Source organism: Bacillus sp. FJAT-22090, from assembly GCF_007676755.1.
In the GTDB taxonomy this organism is placed as follows: domain Bacteria; phylum Bacillota; class Bacilli; order Bacillales_A; family Planococcaceae; genus Psychrobacillus.
In genome coordinates, this window is sequence record NZ_VEBK01000004.1 from 178,703 (window position 1) to 203,358 (window position 24,656).

Annotated in this window: 28 protein-coding genes and 1 riboswitch; of the genes, 8 read left to right on the forward strand and 20 right to left on the reverse strand. The window is 35.7% G+C overall.

Annotated elements, in window-relative coordinates; translation table 11 throughout:
- Position 1: 1 nt before the first annotated feature.
- The 6 genes from FS486_RS07935 to FS486_RS07960 all read right to left on the reverse strand — a co-directional run bounded on the left by FS486_RS07935 (position 2) and on the right by FS486_RS07960 (position 4,910).
- Complete coding sequence (locus tag FS486_RS07935; RefSeq protein WP_144510797.1) at positions 2-769, reverse strand: hypothetical protein; 768 nt, start codon at positions 767-769, stop codon at positions 2-4.
- 61 nt (positions 770-830) lie between these two features.
- On the reverse strand, positions 831-1,610 hold the full coding sequence (locus FS486_RS07940) for a hypothetical protein (RefSeq protein WP_144510798.1): 780 nt from the start codon (positions 1,608-1,610) through the stop codon (positions 831-833).
- A 60-nt stretch (positions 1,611-1,670) separates the two neighbouring features.
- The gene (locus tag FS486_RS07945) at positions 1,671-2,093 is read right to left on the reverse strand and encodes a hypothetical protein (RefSeq protein ID WP_144510799.1); all 423 of its coding nucleotides are present in this window, start codon (positions 2,091-2,093) and stop codon (positions 1,671-1,673) included.
- Positions 2,094-2,859: 766 nt separating this feature from the next.
- Positions 2,860-3,435, reverse strand: coding sequence for an ATP-dependent Clp endopeptidase proteolytic subunit ClpP (clpP, locus tag FS486_RS07950; protein ID WP_144510800.1), 576 nt, complete (start codon positions 3,433-3,435; stop codon positions 2,860-2,862).
- A gap of 15 nt (positions 3,436-3,450) precedes the next feature.
- A complete protein-coding gene (locus FS486_RS07955) occupies positions 3,451-4,266 on the reverse strand; it encodes an RNA polymerase sigma factor (RefSeq protein ID WP_144510801.1) in 816 nt (271 codons plus the stop codon).
- An 86-nt stretch (positions 4,267-4,352) separates the two neighbouring features.
- A complete protein-coding gene (locus FS486_RS07960) occupies positions 4,353-4,910 on the reverse strand; it encodes a cysteine hydrolase family protein (RefSeq protein WP_144510802.1) in 558 nt (185 codons plus the stop codon).
- Positions 4,911-5,102: 192 nt separating this feature from the next.
- On the opposite strand from FS486_RS07960, the gene FS486_RS07965 reads away from it, so the two are divergent.
- Positions 5,103-5,759, forward strand: coding sequence for a nucleoside/nucleotide kinase family protein (locus tag FS486_RS07965; RefSeq protein WP_144510803.1), 657 nt, complete (start codon positions 5,103-5,105; stop codon positions 5,757-5,759).
- A gap of 97 nt (positions 5,760-5,856) precedes the next feature.
- On the opposite strand, the gene FS486_RS07970 is transcribed toward FS486_RS07965, so the two are convergent.
- Genes FS486_RS07970 through FS486_RS07980 form a run of 3 tightly spaced genes read right to left on the reverse strand, consistent with a single transcriptional unit; the run spans position 5,857 to position 7,786 of the window.
- Entirely contained in the window at positions 5,857-6,645 is a 789-nt protein-coding gene (locus tag FS486_RS07970; protein ID WP_144510804.1) for an ABC transporter permease, read from the reverse strand.
- Positions 6,642-7,550, reverse strand: a complete 909-nt coding sequence (locus tag FS486_RS07975) for an ABC transporter ATP-binding protein (RefSeq protein ID WP_144510805.1) — start codon at positions 7,548-7,550, stop codon at positions 6,642-6,644. Before FS486_RS07975 ends, FS486_RS07970 begins: the two co-directional genes overlap by 4 nt.
- Positions 7,547-7,786 carry a PLD nuclease N-terminal domain-containing protein gene (locus FS486_RS07980; RefSeq protein WP_144510806.1) on the reverse strand — a complete coding sequence of 80 codons (240 nt, stop codon included), beginning with the start codon at positions 7,784-7,786 and terminating at the stop codon, positions 7,547-7,549. Before FS486_RS07980 ends, FS486_RS07975 begins: the two co-directional genes overlap by 4 nt.
- Positions 7,787-7,923: 137 nt before the next feature.
- Here FS486_RS07980 and FS486_RS07985 point away from each other — a divergent pair, with 137 nt between their 5' ends.
- A complete protein-coding gene (locus FS486_RS07985; RefSeq protein WP_144510807.1) occupies positions 7,924-8,463 on the forward strand; it encodes a helix-turn-helix domain-containing protein in 540 nt (179 codons plus the stop codon).
- Between the two features lie 98 nt (positions 8,464-8,561).
- Here FS486_RS07985 and FS486_RS07990 read toward each other — a convergent pair whose 3' ends face one another.
- The 3 genes from FS486_RS07990 to FS486_RS08000 all read right to left on the reverse strand — a co-directional run bounded on the left by FS486_RS07990 (position 8,562) and on the right by FS486_RS08000 (position 11,403).
- Positions 8,562-9,179, reverse strand: coding sequence for an AAA family ATPase (locus FS486_RS07990; RefSeq protein WP_144510808.1), 618 nt, complete (start codon positions 9,177-9,179; stop codon positions 8,562-8,564).
- A gap of 43 nt (positions 9,180-9,222) precedes the next feature.
- Complete coding sequence (locus FS486_RS07995) at positions 9,223-10,017, reverse strand: GNAT family N-acetyltransferase (RefSeq protein ID WP_144510809.1); 795 nt, start codon at positions 10,015-10,017, stop codon at positions 9,223-9,225.
- A 192-nt stretch (positions 10,018-10,209) separates the two neighbouring features.
- Entirely contained in the window at positions 10,210-11,403 is a 1,194-nt protein-coding gene (locus FS486_RS08000; protein ID WP_144510810.1) for a NupC/NupG family nucleoside CNT transporter, read from the reverse strand.
- Between the two features lie 129 nt (positions 11,404-11,532).
- Positions 11,533-11,634, reverse strand: a riboswitch (purine riboswitch).
- Between the two features lie 209 nt (positions 11,635-11,843).
- Here FS486_RS08000 and FS486_RS08005 point away from each other — a divergent pair.
- Positions 11,844-12,326, forward strand: a complete 483-nt coding sequence (locus tag FS486_RS08005) for a nucleoside 2-deoxyribosyltransferase (RefSeq protein ID WP_260858060.1) — start codon at positions 11,844-11,846, stop codon at positions 12,324-12,326.
- 62 nt (positions 12,327-12,388) lie between these two features.
- On the opposite strand, the gene FS486_RS08010 is transcribed toward FS486_RS08005, so the two are convergent.
- Positions 12,389-12,766: a nuclear transport factor 2 family protein gene (locus tag FS486_RS08010; RefSeq protein WP_144510812.1), complete on the reverse strand. Its 378-nt coding sequence runs from the start codon at positions 12,764-12,766 to the stop codon at positions 12,389-12,391.
- 198 nt (positions 12,767-12,964) lie between these two features.
- Between FS486_RS08010 and FS486_RS08015 the strand changes: the two genes are divergently transcribed.
- From FS486_RS08015 to FS486_RS20105, 3 genes are all read left to right on the forward strand, one after another.
- A complete protein-coding gene (locus FS486_RS08015) occupies positions 12,965-13,525 on the forward strand; it encodes a GNAT family N-acetyltransferase (protein WP_144510813.1) in 561 nt (186 codons plus the stop codon).
- 124 nt (positions 13,526-13,649) lie between these two features.
- Entirely contained in the window at positions 13,650-14,009 is a 360-nt protein-coding gene (locus tag FS486_RS08020) for an ion channel (RefSeq protein ID WP_144510814.1), read from the forward strand.
- Positions 14,010-14,158: 149 nt separating this feature from the next.
- Positions 14,159-14,308 carry a hypothetical protein gene (locus FS486_RS20105; RefSeq protein ID WP_186321392.1) on the forward strand — a complete coding sequence of 50 codons (150 nt, stop codon included), beginning with the start codon at positions 14,159-14,161 and terminating at the stop codon, positions 14,306-14,308.
- Between the two features lie 331 nt (positions 14,309-14,639).
- Here FS486_RS20105 and FS486_RS08025 read toward each other — a convergent pair whose 3' ends face one another.
- Positions 14,640-15,542 (reverse strand): TetR/AcrR family transcriptional regulator, encoded by a 903-nt coding sequence (locus FS486_RS08025; RefSeq protein ID WP_144510815.1) that lies wholly within the window; start codon positions 15,540-15,542, stop codon positions 14,640-14,642.
- A gap of 190 nt (positions 15,543-15,732) precedes the next feature.
- On the opposite strand from FS486_RS08025, the gene FS486_RS08030 reads away from it, so the two are divergent.
- On the forward strand, positions 15,733-17,208 hold the full coding sequence (locus tag FS486_RS08030; protein ID WP_144510816.1) for a DHA2 family efflux MFS transporter permease subunit: 1,476 nt from the start codon (positions 15,733-15,735) through the stop codon (positions 17,206-17,208).
- Positions 17,209-17,350: 142 nt separating this feature from the next.
- Complete coding sequence (locus FS486_RS08035; protein ID WP_144510817.1) at positions 17,351-18,130, forward strand: ABC transporter substrate-binding protein; 780 nt, start codon at positions 17,351-17,353, stop codon at positions 18,128-18,130.
- Between the two features lie 73 nt (positions 18,131-18,203).
- Here FS486_RS08035 and FS486_RS08040 read toward each other — a convergent pair whose 3' ends face one another.
- The 6 genes from FS486_RS08040 to FS486_RS08065 all read right to left on the reverse strand — a co-directional run bounded on the left by FS486_RS08040 (position 18,204) and on the right by FS486_RS08065 (position 24,648).
- Positions 18,204-18,824, reverse strand: coding sequence for an NUDIX hydrolase (locus tag FS486_RS08040; protein WP_144510818.1), 621 nt, complete (start codon positions 18,822-18,824; stop codon positions 18,204-18,206).
- 79 nt (positions 18,825-18,903) lie between these two features.
- Positions 18,904-19,443, reverse strand: coding sequence for a DUF2812 domain-containing protein (locus FS486_RS08045; RefSeq protein ID WP_144510819.1), 540 nt, complete (start codon positions 19,441-19,443; stop codon positions 18,904-18,906).
- A complete protein-coding gene (locus FS486_RS08050) occupies positions 19,440-19,760 on the reverse strand; it encodes a PadR family transcriptional regulator (RefSeq protein WP_144510820.1) in 321 nt (106 codons plus the stop codon). Before FS486_RS08050 ends, FS486_RS08045 begins: the two co-directional genes overlap by 4 nt.
- 168 nt (positions 19,761-19,928) lie before the next feature.
- Positions 19,929-20,198 (reverse strand): YqhV family protein, encoded by a 270-nt coding sequence (locus tag FS486_RS08055; RefSeq protein ID WP_395940843.1) that lies wholly within the window; start codon positions 20,196-20,198, stop codon positions 19,929-19,931.
- Between the two features lie 117 nt (positions 20,199-20,315).
- Complete coding sequence (locus tag FS486_RS08060) at positions 20,316-21,266, reverse strand: coiled-coil domain-containing protein (RefSeq protein WP_144510821.1); 951 nt, start codon at positions 21,264-21,266, stop codon at positions 20,316-20,318.
- 295 nt (positions 21,267-21,561) lie between these two features.
- Positions 21,562-24,648: an efflux RND transporter permease subunit gene (locus FS486_RS08065; protein WP_144510822.1), complete on the reverse strand. Its 3,087-nt coding sequence runs from the start codon at positions 24,646-24,648 to the stop codon at positions 21,562-21,564.
- Positions 24,649-24,656: the final 8 nt, after the last annotated feature.

The following is a 24,656-nucleotide window of genomic DNA, read 5'->3' on the forward strand; positions in this document are numbered from 1 at the left end:
ATTAAATTCCGTCTACTAAGTCCTTCATTTCTTTCTTAGCAATTTGTTCTAACCCCTCTGCTTGACCCATGATTATTCGATTATGACCAGCAACTAATTTAGTTGTTGTTAAATTGATATTTTTAATTAGTATATTTATTTTCGTATCAATTACACCTTTAAGTTCATTAACCGTCGCAGTCGATTTTGATTCCAATTCTATTTGGAGATCTAGCTTCGCATCGGCAATTGCCTTTTTCAACTCATCAACAGCAGAAGCGGTTGATGCTTTTATTTCTTTTTGTACAAATGCTAAAGCTTCTGCACCTTCAGTATTTGTATGTTTTAACATTTCTGCTTCGGCTGAATTTAACGCTTCATCTGCTGCTGAGTTAATCTTATTTTTTGCTGCGTCTGAGAGTGTTTTGAATTGGCTGTCCATATAGCCTTCTATTTTTGCCTTTTCACCTTTAATAGCATCAATATGTTCATTCTTTTGATCATTAATGTTTTTACTTTTATCTGCTATTTGCTTTGCTGCTCCCTCATCAATTTTCTTTGTTGCATTTTCCTTTAAATCTTTGACCTCTGTAGCAAAACCATCGAGTTTATCTTTTTGATATGCTTGATAGTTGGTTTCAACATTTGCAGAGGTTTTTCCAAATTGCACATCATACCAAGCTTTAATCTTAATTCCTGCATCAGAAGCACCGAATGCTACTCCGGATCCTGCGAATAGTGTTACTGCAACTGTTCCTGCGATGACTTTTCCTTTTACTGTTTTAATCATTTATATATCTCCCTTAGTTTATTGTTGTGGTTGAGTAATTCTTCTTGGCATTAGTTCTCTATTATTTTCCATTTATTAATTCTTTAACACGTTCCTCTAATTTCAGCTTAGATGCGGCTTCTAGTTCTCCAGCTTTTTTATTAATTGCATCTTGATGTGCTGCTACTAATTGTTCAGTTTTGGTAGTTATCAAACCAAGAATTCTAGTAATCTCATCATCCACAGTTTTATTAATTGATTCAATAGTAGCCCCACTTTTTTTATCTAATAGAGTTTTCAAATGAGCTTTTGTATCATTTATTTCTTTTTCAAGTTCTGATAATGCATTATTTGTAGCTTTATCAATTTCGTTATTCAAAAATTTTAGGGCTTCTTTTCCCTCAGCACTTGTATGTTTATTTAAATCATATTCAGCTAAACCATAAGCAACCTTACTCGTTGTTTTTAGCGCTGAATTAGCTTTATCTTCAATTTTTCTAAACTCATTTTCTATATTATTTTCTATTTCTTCTTTTTTAGTTTTAACTGAATTTATATATTTATCCTTTTCTACATTTATACTATCTGTAGCGGTAGTAGTAGCAAAATCTCTAGTTGTATTAATATCTGTCGTTGCATCCTCTTTCAAGTTTTGAGTCTCTTTTCCAAACTCTAAGAACTTTTCCACAGAATGTTTCCCTGTTGTTGTAGCTACCTCAATACTTGCTTTTCTGAATTGGGAGTCATACCAGCTCTTCAATCCAGCACCCGCATCTGTAGCACCGAATGCTACTCCCGTACCAGATAATAGTCCTACTACTACTGTTCCTGCAATTACTTTACGTTTTACTGTTTTTTTCAATTAAATATCTCCCTTTGATTTGCAATTTTTTGAATGAATTTATGATAAATAAATCAGTGCTTAATGGCTTAATACATTTGCCAAAATTTCTTCGATATCTTGACGGACATCCTCTTCAATTTCTACCTTGTCCACATATTCATCAAAGCTGACCTTCTCCAACTCAGTAACCGTTTCATCTATACGAATTTTAATATCGTTCGACCTAGCCCCGATTCTTGAATTTATTTCTTTGACCTGACCTTCTAATAAATCAGAAATGATACTAGCAAAACTCTCTTTAGATTCCGTTAAAAAGCCATTCATCTCCTTTAAGACTTCTTTCACACCTATTGAAGTGGCTTCCTTGAACTTTTCACTCTCCTTCTGAAATGATTGATCATACCATTTAGAAAGGGAGGTGCGTGGCAAGCCACTGGCGTAAATGGTACTAGATCCCAGTAAAACAAAAAATACTAAAACTATTCCTACAACTTTTTTCAACGTTAGCACCCCTTTCCAGTTGCCCTCAACCATTCTATCCATATACCTAAACTTTTATAACTAAAATTTTAGAAATAAAAACCTCCCTATAGTTCTATAGTTTATTTTCTACTTCACTTCAAGTTCACGTTTAATTAGATAGTGACAGAAGATTAACATAATTATACTTCCGCTAATTTTGCGGTCGATATTTTCTTCATAACTTCTTCTTTTTCTACAAACAAAGTCATAAGCTCTGAGCTTGCGACCAATATTATAGGTAAATGGTTATAAATATAACGCATTTTTCTTCAAAACATCTTAAAGTTAGTGACTAATTACATAAGTACATTTTTAAAAAACCTTTTAATAATATGCGCACCATCCCTTATACCTATTTAATTCACTTCTTTTTACTCACTAAATTTATTTAACCTATTGGTATTATCCAAATCTCTGTTAGTTGTAATTTGGACTAGTTAAGTTGTAAAATCAGACATCTTAGTTGTAATAGTATAATTCTTCCAGAGGTTTAATGCACAAAAAGCCTCTCACCAAGTAAGGTAGGAAGCTCTAAAAAGTTATTTAAACTAATTTCAAACAAACTCATTTTACCAAATCTCTATAGTTGTAAATTTGAGTGGTTTAGTTGTAAAAATCATTCCGTTAGTTGTAATTTTGACTGATTTAGTTGTAAAATCGGACGATTTAGTTGTAATAGTATAATTCCCCCAGAAAATTAGTACACAAAAAGCCCCTCACCAGTAAGATGAGGAGCTGTAGTATATTATACAATTTGATCGATTATCCCATATTCCATCGCTTCTTCTGCTGTCATGAAATAGTCACGGTCGGAGTCTTTGGCGATTTTGTCTATTGTCTGGCCTGTTCTTTCGGAAAAAATCCGATTAATTCTTTCTTTCATTAAGAGAATGCGTCTAGCACTAATTTCGATATCGCTAGCCTGACCTTGTACTCCTCCCAGTGGTTGATGAATCATGATTTCGCTGTTTGGCAAGGCAAAGCGTTTTCCTTTTGTACCAGCTACGAGTATTGTTGCTCCGAAAGATGCAGCCAATCCGGTACAAATCGTGCGCACATCCGGTTTAATAATTTGCATCGTATCGTAAATTGCAAATCCCGCACTTACCGACCCACCTGGGCTATTGATGTATAAGGAAATATCCTTTGTTGGATCTTCTGCCTCTAAAAACAACATTTGAGCGACTATATTGTTTGCGACGACGTCATTTATTTCTGATCCTAGGAAAATAATTCGATCTTTTAATAATCTCGAATAAATATCATACGAACGTTCTCCACGACTAGTTTGTTCCACTACATACGGAATAAGATTTGACATTTTTTATCCCCTTTTCTATGCTATAGCTGAAAATTCCTGCTTCAACCATGCTATCTGCGACAAAAGTGCTGATAGTTCTAATTGATAAAACGGTACGAATAATAATTCGCCATTTTTCTTTGGAATTGAGATAAGCACATAAGGAGTACTGCCACCCACAAAAGTTTGAAGTCTTGAGGTTGAAGAGGGTAAAGATTCATTTTTGCCAATACGCATAAACGATGCGTGTATTTCTTTTTGATAAAGACGTACCACTTCTTCAGGATTTCCATTGTTTAATGCGTTTATATAAGGAAATGATCGATCATCGTCCAACTCGTAATAGGAGCCAGGAAAATCTAGTTTGGTTAGAGCTTTTCGCGCCCGATGAAGTGCTGCTTTAATAGACCCCTCTGTAACGGAGAGCAAGTCTGCTGTTTGTTTTGCTGTGTAGCCAAATCCAAATATAAATAATACAATTGCTCTTTGTTTAGCGGTCAATTGGTTAAGCAAGACATTGATTGCTAGACTAAGCGATTCTGTTGCAGACTTATCTTCTGATTTTATACTGGATAAATCATATTTCATATCCTCTGCAACTTTTCGTTTACGATGTTTATCAATCCATGTATTAGATGCAATACGATATAAATAGGCTTTTGCCATCTGTTTTGGTTTCTTCATCCAGCTTTCATATGCTTTTAGCAATGTCTCTTGTAATAAATCCTCTCCATCCCACTTCGTATTCGCAAGGGATAAACAGTACTTTCTTAAATCGTGCGTATACGGCTGAATAGCCATCTCAAATTCTTCATTCATGTCTATGGGGGTATTTTCAACAAGCGGCCGCATGTTTTCCCTCCTACAAATTTGTCTTTCACTTATATAAACGAAAAAAGTATTTGAAAAGGTACGGTACAGGGATATAAATATGTTATTTATCGGTACGTATCGTGTATTGGTTGAAACAAGTCCTCTTTCGCGTCTCTTACTACAGAAAAATTATCCACATTATAATGACCATGTAGTATTTTATTGTGATGATTAATTATTTGCTCAGCAGACAAAATAGCGCTATCTGTAGTAGAGTGTCCATCCCCAACTAATGTGACGTCCAAATGATTTACTGTTGCTGTTCTCACTGCTGTGTCAATGCAATGCTCAGTTTTACATCCCATTATGACTACATGGTTAATTTCATTTTCCTCCAAGAAACTTTTTAGGCCTGTGCCATAAAATGAATTTGTAGCAGCTTTATCAAATACTTTATGTGCAGACGGAATTTTAATATCCCGATGTATTTGAAAACCTTCCCCTTCTCCTTCAGAAACATCTGTATCACGTACAAAGACAACTAAAGCCTCTGAATCTCGAGCTTTTTCAATCACTAAATTAATATTTTCCACTAATTCCTCTTTCTTAAAAACACTTTTTTCTTCCTGGTTTCCTTCAATTAATTCCTCTTGAGCATCAATGATTAGTAAAGCTTGCTTCAAATAAAACACTCCTTTTATTATGAGACTAATTTCCTTGCCTTAAGCACCTTATTCATTTTGTTTATCATAAAAACCGCCTCCTTTATAGAATAAAATACCATAAAAAAAGGATTTTCACTTGTTCTCTTGGACTTTCGTGAAGGATTTTTCATCTAGTTGTTCGAATAATGTAATAATAGAAAGGAGTTAATTATGTTAAGAGAAGAACTGATTTCAACATTAGCGAGTAGCATATTAAAACTAAAAACCAACCACCCGATTAGAGTGGGGATTAGCGGGATTACAGCTTCAGGAAAAACTACCCTAGCAAATGAGCTAACTAAGGAACTTCAAAGTATGAAGAAAAATGTAATCAGGACTAGCATAGATAATTTCCATCACCCCAAAAATCATCGATATCGACAAGGAAAAGAATCAGCTATCGGTTACTATGAGGATGCGCATGATTATGATTCCTTTAAAGAAAAACTCTTAATTCCCCTAGGTCCTGAAGGAGATCTGCAATTCCAAAGAAGCTCTCTAGACTTAGAAAGGGATGAATACGTTCAACCTAAGTTGCAATTAGCACCGAAGGATATGATATTAATTGTGGATGGGACCTTTTTATTTAAAAAGGATTTAATAGATCTATATGATTATAAAATATTTGTTAAAACTGACTTTGAGTTAGCTAGAACTAGAGGGGCCAAGAGAGAAGAAAAAAATTTTGGAGGCTACGAGATAGCCCAAGACATGTTTAAAAACAGATATCATGCTGCTTGCAAGCTTTACTTGGAACAACATTTACCAGAACTTCACGCGGATGTTGTAGTTCTTAATAATAATTTGAAAAACCCTGCTTTCGGATAACCTATTACATCAATAAAGTTACTTGTTTTCAGAAAAAAGAAAACAAGTAACTTTTTCTATTTATTTTTACTAAAGAGTTAATACTCCCCTACCCAGTTTAATCTTGCTGGAATTTTTTTTGAGCAATCCAAAAATGTGCAACGAACAATGTGAGCAAAATCCAGATAGACGTGGTCGCTATATTTCCAAATAAACTGGAGTCAACTGAACCTGTAAATAGCAAAGTCATTGCATGCTGACTCATTCCCGCTGGATTCACTAAGTCAATTGTGGGATGCAAACCAATTATCATTCTACAAAGAAGAAGAAACACAATCCCTATCAAAGCAATAACTCCTTGTCCCTTAAAAATGGTACTAATCATCAAGGTGAAAGAGACCATAAAAAGAACCCAGATTGAATAAATCAGAAGGGCTACAAGCATATGTGAAATAGATACTTCTGTAAAAAGGTAATTAACGTATAAGAACGAAATGAGGTAGCCGAACGCCACACTTACAATTACTAATAAATAATTGGATATAATTTTGCCAGTGACATAGGACCAAACCGTTACAGGTCTTGTTAAAATAAATGCAAGCATTCCACTTGTTTTGTCAGCTTGAATCATCCCCATCATAGAAATGACAATAATCATGATGCCAAGCTGGTCGAACTGAGATCCAAGTGTTGTTGCCAATACTTGTCCCCCTTCCTGCTGAATCATAGTGGGATCAATCGTAATACCTTGACCTCCGCCAAGTGCTTCCAAAATAGTTGGCAAGTAATATGTTAGCACTGGCTGAGTCATTCCTAAAAATATGAACACGATTGGCAACCAAACTAGTTTAAAATCACGTAACATTTGTGCAAATTCTTTATTCATCAAGATAAAAAAGGGACTCATGCGCTCACCACCAACTTTAAAAATATTTCCTCTAACGTTTCATTACCACCAACCTCAAAACGGACGATATCTACTTCATGATCCAGTGCATCCCGAAGCAGTAGTTGTTTATGTGCATCGATGTTATCAAGTGTTATTTTCACCTTATTTCCTATCACTTCTGTCTTTTTTACATAAGGAAGCCGACTAATTTGTTGAAGCCATAGCCGATCTTTTAGTTCAATTTCCATATTTACTACCGCCTCATGATTTCTGCTTAGCAACTCCGTTATCGTCGTATCTTCAATTTTCAAACCATTTTTGATAATAACAAATCGCTCGCATATTTCCTCCGCATCGCTCAAGATGTGTGTGGATAACAAAATAGTCGTTTCTTTTTTTATTTCATGTATCAGATTTAAAACCTCTCTTCTTCCTATGGGGTCGAGAGCGGAGACAGGTTCATCCATAACGATAAATGATGGTTTGTGAAGTAGTGCCTGTGCAATACCAAGTCGTTGCTTCATCCCTCCTGAAAAGGTGCCAACTTTTCTATATTGCTCATCGATAAGTCCCACTTTCCTTAAAATAACGGGTATGTCCTTCATTAAGCTTTTTTTAGAGATTCCTGAAAGCCGCCCCATAAATAGCAATGTTTCTTGCGCAGTCATCCACTGAAAAAAGTTTGGATACTGAGGTAAATAACCAATCTCTCGCTTCATTTTTGAGATTCTCTTACCATCGAGGAGGACTTCCCCTTCATCCGAACGTAGAATATCTGCAATGATTTTGATTAATGTAGATTTTCCTGCTCCGTTTGGACCGATAAGTCCTATACATTGACCAGTTTCAATTTCCATCGAAAACTGGTTAACAGCCGTTTTATCTTTAAATCTCTTCGTTATATTTTTTATTTCAAGCTTCATCGTGCTGTTTCATCCTTTCTTCCAACTGTAAAATACAATATCGGTCCAATTGTGTTAAAAAAGAAAATAATGAGTGCCCACATAAAAACATTTTTTCTAGTCTTCCGGTGTCGAAACAAATCTATCCATGCGATCAGGATAAGGATGAAGCCCACTGCTAAAAATGGCAGGACTAGCGGAAGTATTCCCGTCCAATCTATATCTCCTAATTCTTCTAAACCATAATGCAATTGCATACTTATCTCTCCTTTTATTATCATTATCGATAATGATAATAAAATTATTACTCATTTGCAATTGTTTTTTTCTACATGATATGATTATTATTAAAATTGATAATAAAAACATCAAAAAAGGAGGTTGGAGGAGAAAATTGATAAATAAAGCAGAAATCTTAATGCACCCTGTACGTATGAAGATTACCCAGGCACTCATGCGCAACAAAGAAGACGGTTTAACCCCTTTCGAGATGTTAGAAGTTATCCAAGATGTTCCACAAGCCACTTTATATAGACATATTCAAGTGTTATTAGAAGCAGATGTAATCCGGATATTAAAAGAAAAAAAAGTAAGATCTGTAACGGAGAAACATTATACGCTTAACGAAGAGGCCGCACGTCTTAATGCGGAAGAGTGGAAAAATTTGAACAAGGAAAAAAAGCTTAGCTATATATCCTATTATCAGCTTTCTTTAATGACTCAATATCAAAATTATCTGTTGAATTTGGAACAAAATAAGAGTGCAGAGGATCGGGCGACTTTCTCTCTATTAGAGTTAAAACTGGATGACCGGCAATTTGAAAATTTTCAAACTGAATTAAATAAACTCATGCTTAAATATTATGATCAAAAAACTGAGGAAACACATGTTTCGACACGAACTGTAGCGGTGACCATTATTCCAGAATCTTAAAAACCCTTTCGAGGCTATTAGTATTCACTCTGTTTCACTTCCAACTTAAAAACACCTTTTTAGAACAAGCTATCTAAAAAGGTGTTTTTACTGTTGTTCTATTGACTCTTTACAACCATATCTGAATTTTGAATTGGGTTTCTTTCTTTTACATAATAATCCTCACCCATCCAATATCTTCTTTCATATTTCTTTAAACGTTCATTCATATCACCTATATAAGTATCTCTAAGCAATACCCTTTCGTATCGCATCTCTTTAGGGCAGTCCAAGTAGATCATACAGTCAAAAAAAGCACTCCATTCGATTCTTTGAAGAAAAATCCCCTCAATAAGTATGATATTACATTGTGCCAAATTGATATCCTTCCAATATCTCTGATCTCTTTCTTTATCATAATATTTCAAATGGAGTTGATCTAATTTTTGATGAACCGCTTCAAAAAGATTTTCTTTTATATCAAGTGCATCCCATTGCAAATAGTAGTATTCGTACCATTCTGGATGCCCCGTGCTGTACCTTTTTGCTTGTTCCACTATTAAATCATCGATATGTATGACAACCACTTTATAACCTTCTGCAGTAAGCTCCTTTGTAATTGTTTCCGTTATCGTTGTTTTACCCGCTCCACTTAATCCATCAATACCGACAAGATAGGGTCTTTCCATTTTCTTAGGAGATTTCAACTCTTCCATTATTTTTTCTGTAATTAGCATTGGTTAATATCCATCTCTTTCTATTAAACTAGCACTTCCTCAATTAAAGTCTATTCCAAAGAGCCTTTGTATAAGCAAGTTGCAGACCTGACCTCTCCATATTTCGATAACTAGCACTTCCAAAAGCTGCCTCACTCGTAATATATTTCGCTCCTTTTTCAACCGCTACTTGTATACGCTTATGTATTAGTGCAGATTGTATACCCATATGACGAAATTCTGGCAACGTTCCTGCAGCTGCTAATGTTGCCATTTCATCTTGCACAAATAAGACTGCAATTCCAGCAGGTATACCATTGAAATATGCTATATAAAATTCCCACTCAGGTACGTCAAAGAGAACCTCATTATTTTGTTTGATACCGTCTTGAATAAATGAAGGAAGTCCAAAAGCATTCACATAAATGGACGCAAATAAATCAAATTCTTCCTTTTTTAAAGGACGTATCTCTATCTCAGAAGGAGCACTCTGCTTTCCTGCTTCTATTTTCATAGCTCTTCCAATAAAGGATGAATGAAAACCAGATTGGTAAAAGCCTTGTTTAGTTAATGCTCTGAAGAGTAATTCTGAGCTATTTAATGGTGTAATTTCGATTCGGAAGTTAATGCCGAGCTCCCTATAAAAATGTTCTATTTCTTCTAAATATGATATATCATTTTCGTTTAACCCTCTTACGGTATTAAATGCTGGACCCGGAATATGTTCAACCGCAAATGCATATGTCCTTCCTTTAACTAATTGATGTACCCCCATTGGATTACCTTCTATTGTTTGTATTGCTGAGAGTCTAGAGTGCAGGGTTTGTATTTCTGCTTGTTCTATAAGAAAAAGATCCATTGCATATCCTCATTTCGTTTGTTCGTTCATTTTAGTAAAGTAAGCTTAGTTACTTCTCTTATTTGAAAACAGCCTTCAAGCTCCACCCATATCTATTCGTCACTCATTGTTTATTTCCTTTTATTTTGTTTTCAATTTGCTTCCTAAACAAAAAAAGATGACCCGAATGTTTTCGAGTCACCTTATGTTTTATTACCAAACAAATAAACCAACAATCATAGCACTTAATAATGATACGGCTATACCACTTACAAGAAGCTTCCAGACGTTTTTACCAATAATTGCTGACTTGCCTTCCGACAAGACAGAATTATATGTTCCATAGATCATACCAACTGTACTAAAGTTGGCGAAAGACGTTAAGAAAGTCGTCGCAACGGCTATAGTATGTGGTGGTAATGTATCTAAGTTATTTTTTAAGTCCATCATCGCCACGAATTCGTTCGTTGCCAATTTAATACCCATCAATTGGGCGACGTACAGGGCATCATGCACGGGTAAACCAAGTAAAAAGGCAAATGGGCTAAATATAAATGAAAAGATTTTTTGAATTGTAAGACCATGTACAATAACACCCAAAATCCCATTAAGACCAGCTGTAAGGGCAACATAACCAATAACCATAGCTAAAATAACAATAACCATATTCATCCCAACCAACATGCTATTGGAAATTGTAGAGAAGAAATCCTTTTTCTCTGACTTCGGAGGTGTATAAATAATGTCATCTTCTTGTGGTACATGGACCGGATTTAATATGCTAACTAAAATCAGCGCATTTAAACAGTTTAACGGAATTGCGCTAAACACGTATTCTGCTGGAACCATGGAGAGATATGCGCCAATAATGGATCCACTTATACTGCTCATACTCATAATTCCAAAAGTGAGCAATCGATTGTCTTTTAAGACGGATAGCTGATCACGAATTACAGCCAATGCTTCTGTATTCCCAAGGAACATCATTTGAATGGAGAAAAAGCTTTCTAGCTTAGGCAAGCGGGACACTTTTGAAATAATCCAACCACCCTTATCGATAATCCATGTTAAAACACCAAAATACGATAGAATATCGAAGAAAGTGACGATAAATATAATTGGAAGTAACGCACTGAAGAAGAAGTCTACCGTTTCATTTGCCATAGCAGTTGGAAATACAAACGCGATACCTTCACTTGCACATGCGATTAACCATGTAAAGAAGGATGCTATTTTACCAATGACCCAGCTACCTATTGTCGTACCTAACATGAACCAAGTGATAAACAATTCAACAACGATAAGAGAAAGAATCGGTCTCCATTTCACTGCTTTCTTGTTCGGTGAACATAAAAATACAACACCCATCACGACAAAAACGCCTAAAATATTCAACAAAAAATACATAAATGCAACTCCTAGATGTGAATTTAATCAATAAAAAACCCTATATTTTTCATCATTTCTATAGAAGAGAAAGAATGAAAAATAAGGGTTTAGGGGAAGAGTATTTTATACTACCTCCACTTTCATACTAAATTTATTCAAGCTCCCTGTAGTCTAGCTGTTTACGGTTACTAGGTAGAAACAATCAGTCCATATTACTGATCATATACAAGAAAAGTATTGACTATATCTATAGGTATTAAAAAATACTACTCTTTCCCTTTTTATTAATCAATACATTCGTCCATATTCCAAACAATAAAATTAACCTAAATATTCATAAAGATCTCTCGGATTCAGTATTTACATAATTCCTTTTTTCATACTACGCATGGACATATCAAAGATTGTATCAATACTCATTTTCACCTAAAATAAAATAGATGAATGGAGGAGTAGTTTTGAAAAAAGGATATTTAGCTAATGGATTATTTGGCTTAGGAGATAGGTTGGTTAATGAGTTGGTTGCAAAAGAAGTTCGAGCAACGATTCCAGGGGTTGATCTATACGTACCTCAAGAAAATATGGCCATTAACGACAAGTCAGCTTATGCGGATAGTTTAGCAATTGCCGAGGCAGATATTAACGCTTTAAAAGAGAGCGACTTTTTAGTGGCGATAATAGATGGAGTTGAGATAGATGCAGGTGTAGCCGCGGAAATCGGTGCATTTTCTATGTTGAATCGTCCTATTTTCGCTCTTTATTCAGATACACGCTTACAAGGTCGTGACAACACGAAAAAAATCAATGCACTAGTAGAAGATGGTACTGAAAACCAATTTATGTATCGTAATCTCTTTGTCGTTGGTTTGATTAAACAAAATGGAATGATTGTGGACTCTATCGAACAATTAGGGAAAGCATTGAAAAATGCAAAACTTTAAAAGCTAAAATCCTGCGTTGCGGTAGAACACAGGATTTTTGGCATCTTAAAAAAATCAAGGATTTATCTTTCTAATTCAATATATTCTCTTAACAGCTTCCAACCTTCCTCCTCATCTCTCCATACAAACATGCATTGAGCTGTATAAGGTTTCCCTTCAATTACATTAGTTTCTCTACCTAGAACTAGACATTCTTTTCTGTTTTTTCTTTCTACAATAGAAACTGGTACAAAACTTTTTTCCGCTTGTCCATACTGTTGGAGTACTCCATCCAAGTCATAGTCATAACCATACTCATCGGGTTTTTCCATATTAGAATGTGCCCAATAGCCCACAAAGTTTTTAGACATAAATCGCCTAATTTCATCTCCATCTTTACTTATTAAACCATTATTCCAAGCCTGAAAGTACTTCTTTAATATGTTTTGTATATCATCCATATTAGCCTCTCCTCAGTTAAATATTCTATACTTACTATACCATTTTCTGAATGTTATAATTATAATGTGTTATATAAAGTTGAGAGGAGTGTTCAAAATGAAAAACAAACAAATGGTGATTGAAAAGTAAAAGGTGTTTGTCCTCTCTTTTCAATCTATTTCCTATATCTAAAATTAGAGAATGAAAAGAGGAAATCTATGTTTTATCAAGATAATGATTTGATTATACGTCCACTTCAACCGGAGGATCTACCGAGACTATGGGAATTAGCTTTTAAAGAAGAATCTCCTGAGTGGAAAAAGTGGGATGCACCTTATTATGAACACAAAGCGATTCCGTTCAACACCTTTATGGAGGAGAAAGCAGATTCGTATATCTCTCAAGATAGTTTTTGGGCAATTGAAGTTGATGGTATCATTTGTGGGACCGTGTCCTATTATTGGGAGCATAAGCCTTCCTATTGGCTAGAAATGGGAATCGTGTTCTATGAAGCCCCTAGTTGGGGAAGAGGTTTAGGTACACGTGCCTTAAAACTTTGGATGTCTCACTTGTTTCATACAATGCCCCTAGTCCGCGTAGGATATACAACATGGTCTGGCAATAGGCGCATGATTCGTGTTGGAGAAAAGCTAGGGATGACAATGGAGGCACGAATCCGTAAAGTCCGTTTATATAACGGACAATATTACGACTCTATTCGGATGGGAATATTGAGAGAAGAATGGGAAAAAGAAAAAAACACAACTCTGTCCCTATAATTTAACTGTCTTGAACCAGTTTAGCGTGCGCTAGTCTGGTTTTCTGTTTTAGCTTTCTCTTAGTACTTTTGCTTGTTTTTTGCTATACTACCTGAATAGATTCTATTTGAAGGTGAGCACAGGTATGTTGTCCTTTATATTAACCCTAAAACGATTAATAGAAGCTTTTGTCAAAGCTTTTAAAAGTCCAATTTTTTTATCATTATTTACTACCTTATTTTTTATCCTTCTTTCCGGTACTCTCTTCTACACGAAAAAGGAAGGTTGGGGTGTGTTAGACTCTATTTACTTTTGTGTAGTAAGCCTTATTCCAACAGGTGTTGAAACAAACCTTTCACCAGTTACAAACCTAGGTAAAGTATTTACCATGTTTTATTTAGTTGTTGGTACAGGGGTCATGTTTATCACCCTTCTTTCTTTAGGTAAAACGATGATTAATACAGAAGCATTAGAAGAAAGAAGAAGAACAAAGAACGAAAAATAATGCATTAAAAAGCCAAGGATTCTAAAATTCTTGGCTTTTTATATGCCCTGTTAGTCTCTAAACCCAAATAGCCCTTCCCGCCAATAGTTTATATATTAGTCTGTTGGGTAATTAGATTATAAGAACATATTTGGGAGGAGTAGATGGTTATGGATGAGGAAAAACGCGTAGAAGTTCATAGGGAAGAAAAAACAGATTCTGGATTGGTAGGCGCAACTTTTATCAAATATGCTGCCTATATAATTATCTTTTTCGGTATACTCTGGTTCTTAATCTCTTATGTTTTTCCAAAGTTTTAATCTATATCAAAGGCCTACATTCTTTTACGGGAGTGTGGGCCTTTGTTATAGAATCTCCACTTAATTAAATAAGAATTGTAACTGCGCAACACACTAAAAGAATTTCCATAATAATGGAAGTGACCGAAGAGCTTTTAACAGTACTTGAAGCCGACCTTACTATACGGGTAAATAGCAATGAATATACGTTGAAAAATGGAGACTCAATCCGTTTTAAAGCCGATATACTTCATGTTTACCATAAAAAAGAGCTATCGTGCAATCGAAAATTACCGACTGACGGATAGCTCTTTACTAATTTTTTAAATCAAAATGAAAGATTCAAGTATAGTTATGAAATCGGATGATATTTCATACTTGCTAGGGATTGTTCATATTGTATATATTCCTCTAAACTATTGAACTCCTCACTATTCTTTAATGTAGATAGTGCGCTTTCAATTAAGAACTTTCTCGGCTCTTTTTTGTTCATAATCTCCTCTTGGATAAAATACAACAAGCTTAAACAAGCTGCCCTCTTCTCCTCATCCGCTCCGAAACTCTTTTCTATCATCTTTTTCAAATTCAAAGTTGCAATGGAAAGACCATTATTAAAAAAGTTATTGTAATCCGATTGAGGTAGTAATGTATTAATATTTTCGGATGCAAAAAGGTGAATTCCTTCTGCACTTATATCCTCTAGCATTACAATAACGCGATCCATTGTATAGTTGACGATTTGCTTCACTGAAATTGTTTTCTTCAATGCATGACTGGTATGTAAAATATGTTGAATGATTCCAGTGAACATAACAGCACAATCTATTAAGTAGACTTTCTTATCCGAAGGGAAAATATCTAAAAAACGTTCATATACCCAATGAAAAAATAAAAATCTAGATTGTCTAATAAACTTAATAAGTTCTGGATCATTTGAAACGAGTACATCTTCTATTAGCTGATTTAATCTATTTCGTTTATTGAAATCCACCATAAAACTTATCTGCTCTTTGAATATATTCATATCTTTAATATCTTCTCCGATAAGCAGCTTATCTCTTTCCATTTCCATATTGACTTTAATGAGATTGAAGACAGCTTTAAATAATTCACTTTTGGAAGAAAAATAATTATAAAAAGATCCTTTCGAAATACCACTTCTATTTATAATATCTTGAATGGATGTAGCATGATAACCCTGTTCAATAAATAATTCATGGGCTTTATCTATAACATATCTCTTTTTCTTATTCATCGTCTGTACTCCTTAAAGGTTAATCTCTCCTATTATTGATTATATCACAAGCTATTTATACCACAGGTTTAATTTTGTACTGTCAGTATATTTTACTTGCTAATTGAATTTTACGGGTGTATTATAAACTTTGTTGAACGAAAGGTTCATAAATGAACTATCGGTACAAAAGATAAAAGGAGAATACTATATGGCTGAAAAACAATCAAAACCTTCCTATGGTTTGTTAGCAATATTGATGACTGGAGCGTTCGTTGCTCTCTTAAGTAATACACTACTAAATATAGCTTTACCTGCTATTATGAACGAATTTAAAGTCAGTCCCTCCACTGTGCAATGGTTGTCCACTGGTTATATGCTGGTTAATGGGATACTAATTCCAACAACGGCATTTTTAATACAAAAATACACAGCCCGACGATTGTTCTTAATCGCAATGGGTTTATTTACAGTCGGCACTATCATTGGTGGCTTTGCACCAACTTTCTCAATACTCTTAGCTGCCCGTATGATTCAAGCTTCAGGAGCGGCATTGATCATGCCATTATTAATGAACGTCCTGTACACTACATTTCCTGTTGAAAAACGTGGGTCTGCAATGGGGATGTTCGGTATTGTAATGATTTTTGCTCCTGCTATTGGTCCGACACTATCTGGCTGGATTATTCAACATTATAACTGGTCCGTGCTTTTCTTAATGATGGTTCCTTTAATGGTAATAGTATGGATTTTAGGGTTCTTTAAATTACGTGATACGAAAGAAAAAAATGAAAAGAAAATCGATGCATTATCAGTTGTTTTATCAGCACTAAGCTTCGGCGGGATTTTATACGGATTCAGTTCAGCCGGAAACAATGGCTGGTCTGCTCCTAGCGTATACTTAACAATAATCGTTGGAGTACTTTCGTTAGTTTGGCTAATACTGCGACAATTTAAACTTAGCGAACCAATGCTAGACTTTAGAGTATATAAATATCCAATGTTTGCTTTATCATCTGCTATTTCAATTACATTAAATATGGCTATGTTTTCAGCCATGCTGTTAATGCCGATCTATCTTCAAAATATAAGGGGAATTTCTGCAATGGATTCCGGTTTACTCATGTTACCGGGTGCTTTAATAATGGGTATTATGATGCCGATTACAGGGAAAATCTTCGACAAATTCGGACCTAAAGCTTTGGCATATACAGGTTTAGTCATTGTTATTGTGATGACTTACCTATTTAGCCAACTAACGGATTCAACAGGGTATACACATTTAGTTGTTATCTATTCAGTTAGAATGTTAGGTATTTCTATGGTCATGATGCCGATTATGACAAATGGTTTAAACCAGATATCACCTGCCTTAATACCACATGGTACTGCGATGAATAGTACGATTCAACAAGTATCTGGAGCTATTGGTGCTAGTTTACTTGTTACAATCATGTCAAATCGCACGACCACACATGTGAAAGAGATGATGGCAGAAGCGATGTCTAACTCAGCAACCGCCCCAACAGGAGCAGCCTTACAACAATTACAGCAACATGTCACGATGGAAGCGACGATTTCAGGGATTAACGATTCGTTTTTAGTTTCCACTGGGATTGCAATAGTCTCGCTAATCCTCGCATTGTTCATCAAACGAACTACTGGAGGCAAGGCAGAAGCAAAATAATTTTGTATTTCTGTTTAGACAAAACACCTATCTATTAAACTATAGATAGGTGTTTGTTTTATATAGGGACAAATAAAGGATAACCTACCTCTCCCATCGAATGTAGTTACATGGCGGGAATATATGAACAAGGAGGAATTCCATGACTAAACTTATGACTGATCATACTGGGAGACAAGTAACTATTCCTGTTTCTCCAAAACGCATCATTTCGATTTGTCCAGCTATTACAGAAACGCTTTTTGCCTTAGGCCTTGAAAATGAAATAATTGGTCGTACAAAATATTGTATTTTTCCTGAAGGAATTGTCGAAAACGTGCCAATTGTTGGAGGGACAAAAGAAGTAAGCGAAGAAAAAGTGCGCGCGCTACAGCCAGATCTCATTCTAGCTGAAAAAGAAGAGAATACAGAAGCAATTGTGCATGCCCTAGAAAAAATCGCACCCGTTTTTGTGTTAGAAGTCCAATCCATTAAAGAAGCTTACCGTTTTACCCATACACTTGGAGTACTGACTAACAAGGAGAGTGAAGCAAATAAACTTATTGAAGCTTGCAGAGCGGTATTTCCTTCATTTAGTATACATAGTAAAAATGCCACTTATGTTATTTGGCGAAAACCATATATGGTCGTCGGGGGAAATACTTATATTAATGATGTATTACATACACTCGGCCTGCAAAATCCCTTTGCAACAGCAGAGTCTCGCTATCCCTCAGTAACAAAGGAGGAGCTGGCAAAAGAAAATCTAGATGTTCTATTACTAGCCTCCGAGCCCTTTCCTTTTAAAGAAAAACATGTAGAGGAATTTCAATCCTTTTTGCCAAACACAAAGATCATTTTAGTTGAGGGAGAAATGTTTTGGTACGGAGCAAGAATGGAAATAGCAGGACCGTATTTAAAGAAATTAGAAGAAGATTTGTGATGAGTAGTTTTTATCCCTGTGCGTTAAACGAAGGTTCATGTTTTCACAATCATTTGTACTACCTGATTGCTTTTTACACAGGGATGATCTCTTCTACAAAATGCTTCAATATACGAGCAGTTAAGCCCCAAATTGTGTACCCTTCATACTCATAGAACCACTCTTCTATCGCTCGAGGTCTCCATTGATATTTTTCACCATTGACTATCTTGTCATATGGGAAATCCATAGGAGGCATAGGTTGAACAGTGACTGTATGCATATAAGGTTCATAGTTCAATAACCAACTAATGGGGATAGTAAATACTTCCTCTACCTCTTGCTTGTTGAAAGACTGGATGTGGTGATGATCGATAGTCGCAACAAATGGGTAAACAACGAAAGATGGAGAGGCAATATAAGTACTCATCTGCCCTAAGACTCGGATACACGCCGGATCTACCCCAAGTTCCTCATGTGTTTCCCTTACCGCAGCAGCCATTGGGGAGGCGTCCGTTGAATCTATTCTCCCACCTGGAAAACTGATATCCCCCGGTTGTTTTCTCATAGTTAATGAACGCACCTCAAATAGAATATGCCATTCGTTATTTACTTGCACAAGAGGTATCAATATAGCAGAACGTAGCGCTGTCTCTTCTCCAATAAAAAGTGCTTGCTTATTATTCAGCTCATTTTTCAGCTGGTTCAAAAACATGGAATTCTCCCCTTTATTTAGTTTTCTTTTTATCATATCATCCCTATATTATCACTTTTCAACTAATTTCTAATTATTATTAGTCATATAAGTTTCGGTTCTGCTGTAATACTTTTTTTCGTCTATACACTTTTACAATAGGAATTAATATAAGAAGAGAAACTGCCAAACCAAATATCCCTGTAATTAAATTAAACTTCCCTTGATATGGAGCAGAATCGGAAACAATCACATTAAAAATACCCATAATAAGATTAAAAAGAAACAGAAGACTAAAAAGATTAAGTATTCTATTATAATATGAAATCTTTGAAGCGGTGTCTGTATAAATCTCAAAAGGACCATCCGATGCCTCTTTACGAAAATATGCCCAGCCACCAAATTTACTTACTAATTCAATGCCACTTTCCTTTAAAAACTCTACATAGTTAGTCTCATCATTTTTGGAAAGTCCTTTAAGCATCTCATTTCGATAAACATAAGTTCCTGGTTCTCCTTTTACGAATGCAAAGCGAAAGAACTTGAAGGTCTCTAAAAACCAACCTTGCTGAGCCATTTCGTTGACCCATTGTTCCTCTTTTTCATAGTCTACATAAAAGCGGTATTTTACTTTTTTCATAATGGTTTCTCCCCTTTCGTTATTTTTAATCCATTTTCATATAACTCATTCAATCGGCGAATTTCATATTCAATGATTGTTTTCCCTAAATCTGTAGTAATATATTCTTTTTTACGCCCATCTTCCTCTAAAGCAACAATCCATTTTCGTTCTACTAGTGTTTTAATCGCACCATAAATCGTACCAGCTCCTAGCTGTACACGCCCATTACTTAGTTCTTCCGTAAGTTGCATTATGCCATACCCATGACGTGGTTCATAAAGTGATAACATAATATAATAAACACCTTCTGTTAACGGTGGATACTCTTGCTGCATATAATACCCTCCTATCGTCTATTGATATATCGCAGGCCGATATATTAACTATATCGTCTGCTGATATAATTGTCAACATTCTAATAACAAAAAAGACCGATTAGCATTTAAGCTATACCGGTCATTCCCTCTAAAACCAATATGTATGTTTCTTTTAAACAACCTAAATCATGAATTCGATTTTAAACTAATCAAAATGAGCACGATTCCACTAAAGAGGCAAACCATTCTCAAAAATGAAATCTTTTCTGCCAAACCAAATAGTGCTATCCCTGTCGTAATGATTAAAATAGATGGACCGACTAAAGCTAGTAGAGTATTGATGTAAAAAGCTTTTTCCAAATCATTAAATTTTAACATTAACATCGCAGCTGTTATTTCTACACTTCCCGAAAAAACTCTCAATATAATCATAAAAAGTAGTGCTTTTTCAATCAATTATAACGAGCCCCTTTCCATTTCTCCTAAATTATATGCACACTTCTCTCCTAATATTTTTCACACAAAAAATCCTGTGTATTGTATTTACACAGGATTTCGCTATTATTTAATGCTTTAACCTTCTATAATTCCTTGAATAGCGTTTTCTACTTCTTGCTGTTTTACTTCACTATCATGTTGAATAGCAGTTAGGTTTCGACTAACCTCTCCAAGCTCACTTATCGTGTTTTCAATTCGCTCAATGGAAGTTTGAATTTTGGAATGGGTAGACCATGCAGAGAAAATGTCATCAAATACATAATCGGCAAAAGTGACAAAACTATCTCTTTCTACCACCAAATTTTCCACTTTCATTTGTTGAACGTCTAATAATTCCGTTTGAAAACGCTGTAATGCAAGTTGCGCATCATGTATAGCATTCTCCGATTCATCCAGCCTACTATGTTTTACCGCTGTAGCAATAATACCACCGCCAAAAAAAGTGTCCCAAGTTGAATAGCCTTTTGCGCTATCAAGCAATTCTAACGCTCTTTTTAATGCAGCCTTCGCTCTTTTTCCCTCTAATAGGGCTTCTTCCACTTCTCTAATACACGTAATCACCTTCGTTTTTTCTTCGTATAGTTTTTCTAAACGTTCCGCCTCTACCTCACTGTTCCGATAAATCCATTGTTCTTTTTCTTTGATCAAATGCTCCCAGTCACTGTCAAGTGATTGCCATTCGGCACGTTGTAAATCTATTTCGTTGTTGTGCATATCCTGTTGTATATCTACGATCATCTTCTCTGTTTCACGGAGTTTAGCCTCTACAGCTGCAAGCTCGGATAATTCTTTTTCCCGAATTTCATCCTGTTTCCCTGTCCATGTTCTGATTGTATTTAATATGGAAAAACGATCTAAATTATCAACGTCTTTTTGTTCTTTCTTTAGCTCTTTTATGTATCCTTGCTTTTTTTGGAGTGCAGACTCTAATTGTCTTCCGAGTTGCTGTTGCTTTCGAATTTTTTTATCTCTTTTATTTATTTCCTGTTTTAAGACTGCTTGTTTTTCTTGCATTACGCTCCACATAATATCCCCTCCTAGTTAACATACGATTGAATGCAATAATAGTTTCTAATTTATTTCCCGCGGAATACTTTGTAAAGAGACTTTCCAAAAATAAGAGAAACCGGGCAAAAAGACGCCCGGTCCTTTAAAAACAAAATACAGAAATATCGTTGATTTCCGCTCCGGGTAGCCGCTTTTTCGTGGGCGGGGCTTTCAGTCCGTGCTGTTCCCACTGGAATCACCACCCTTTTTTCTATAGTTTATTATCATTGAAAAAAGCTCAACAAGGTAACTTATCACCTTGTTGAGCTTTCGATTAGTTTTCTTCTTCCTCTTTACGGTTTTTCTTGAACATCTTAGATAAGATTTCATAAACGATTGGTACAACAATCAATGTTAATAATGTTGAACTTATTAAACCGCCAATTACTGTGATACCAAGACCCTTCGAGATTAAACCGCCACCGCCGCCAGATCCAATTGCTAATGGAATCAGCGCACCGATTGTTGCGATTGCCGTCATAAGGATTGGACGTAGACGCGTTGCACCTGCTTCCAAAATTGCCTCACGCATTGTCATACCATCACGTTCCATATGAATAATACGGTCTACAAGAACGATAGCATTGGTGACGACAATCCCAATTAACATTAATAGACCCATCATAACAGAAACAGAAATTGTTTCGCCTGCTATTAGCAAACCAACAAATGAGCCAATTACTGCAAATGGTAATGAGAATAGTATCGCAAATGGTGCGACACCTTCACGGAATGTTACAACTAAGATGAAGTATACAATTGCGATTGCCGCAAGCATTGCTACACCGAGTTGTGTAAATGTTTCTGTCATATCAGCTGCCGCACCGGCAACGCCGACCGTAACACCTTTTGGTAAATCTAATTTATCAATTGCTTTATCTACTTCAGATGTAGCCTTTGAAATATCGGCACCTATAATCGTTCCAGATACCGTAGCGTAGTATTCACCCTTACTACGAGCAAGTGTATTCAATGTTGTACCTTTCTCAACTGTTACCAAATCAGAAAGTTTCATTGTTGTACCAAGAGCTGTTGGAACTTCTGTCGCCAAAATATCATCAATGGATTTTGGCTGTTCAGCTTGTTCTTTCTGTACAATTACTTTTAATGTATCTCCATCTTTTTCAACCGTTGTTAAAACTTCCTCTGCTTTCATTGGGTTTAACATCATGACTATTTGACCTGTCGTTAAACCATACTGCAGTAATTCGTCTTGCGTTACTTTGAGGGTATACTCAACGTACGCATCTTCTGCGCTAGAGGAAACCTTTTCTAAGCCTTTGTTTTTGTTCATGACGCCTTCTACCATTTGCACAGCTTCATTTAGTTTATCTAAATCTTCACTGTAAAATGTATAGCTGACTTCATCTGTAGCCATTGACATAGAAGAGAAGTTTTGGCTCTTCCATTCACCTGATTGACCGATATCAAATACATAGTCTTCAATTTCTGTCCGTACTTCTGGGAAGTCTTTCATGTCTGGGTCAAAGATTAGGTACATTAAAGCACCACCTGCTCCGCCACCCATCATTGCTGACATCTCATCGCCGCTCTCTGTTACAGATAATTGAACGATATCGATATCTTTGCGTTTTAATAATTCTTGTTCCACCACTTCAATGTTTGCAAGTGTATCTTCTTTAAGTTCCCCAGCTTCTGGCGTATATGTTAAATACATAACTTTTTCTTCTTCGCTACCCATAAAGCTAAAACCGATTAATGGTGTTAATGCTAAACTACCGCCCAATAAAACAATCGCAATCAGTGAAGTAATGATTTTATGATTTAGCGTCCAGGCAAGGATTCCTTTGTACCAGTTAGCTAATTTACCAGCCTCTTTATGACTGCTTTCCGTTTTTTCACCGTATAGTTTTTTCTTAAATAGGAAGTGAGATAATGCTGGGACTATTGTAATTGCCACAACTAGCGATGCACCAAGTGCAAATGTCATTGTTAGTGCAAACGGCATAAATAACTCACCGACCATACCACCAACGAAGATAAGCGGTGCAAATACCGCAACTGTAACTAATGTGGATGACATGATTGGTTTAAACATTTCGATGGTCGCTTCTCTTACAAGTGCTCGACCTGTTAGTTTCTCTGACTTTAAATGTAAACGACGATAAATATTTTCCACTACTACAATGGAGTCATCGATTACACGTCCGATGGCTACCGTTATCGCACCTAGCGTCATAATATTTAACGTAATATCTAACCAGTGTAGTAGCAATAAAGCCATAAAAATGGAAACTGGAATAGAAACAATTGAAATAATAGTAGATTTGAAATCTCGTAAGAACAAGAGAATGATTAATACAGCAATTAAACCACCGAATAATGCTTTTTCAATCATTGTAGAAACTGATTTCTCAATTGGCTCCCCTTGGTCAAGAGATACGTCGATCACAATACCATCGATCGCTGCCTCTTCATCCTCAATTAAATCCTTTACTTTATTTACCACATCTACTGTGTTCGCTTGCTGTCCTTTGATAACTTGAATCGCTATCGCGTTTTCACCATTCGTACGGGAAACCGATTGAACTTTACCAACAACTTCAATTTTAGCAATGTCGCTAAGCTTTACGAATGGAGATGGATTTGTTGCAGATGGTGTAACAGGAACTAGCATCCCCTTCAATTCATCCGCTGTCATAAACTTCCCGTCAATCGCTACAGCCTGCTCTCCTTCTTCAAACTCGTAAAGACCTAATGAAACAGCAAGGTCACTTGCTTGAATCATTTGTTTTACATCGTCTTCTGTTATACCTAGTTCGGTCATTTTTGCTTCATCATACGTAAGCTGGACCTCTTCAATATGCTGACCCGTAATAGTTGCAGATGCAACCCCATCGATTTTCTCGATTTTCGGAAGGATTATATCCTCTACTGTGGACGTTAAATCCACTATATCTTCTGTTTTACTACTCACACTCAACGCAACAACAGGCATCATATTCATACTAATTGCTGTAATCGTTGGTGCTTGTGCTCCTTCTGGTAAAGTTACTGCATCTAATGCGGAAGTTAATGCACGCTTTGCCTCATCCATATCTATTCCATATTCGTATTCTACTTGAATACTTGACATATTAGAGTATGAATTGGAGTATACAGCTTTCACATGCTCTAGATTATCTACCGCTTTTTCTAAAGGCATGGATACGTCTTCCATCACTTGTTCAGGAGTTGCCCCTGGATATACTCCCATTACCATCAGATAGGGAATAGAGATATCTGGAAGCGTCTCTGTTTTCATTTGTGTACCCGAGTATATACCCGATACAGTAATAATAATTGTAAGTAGCCATACCGCTAATTTATTCTTCAAGACAAAATTGACTAAACCTCTCACTTTTACAC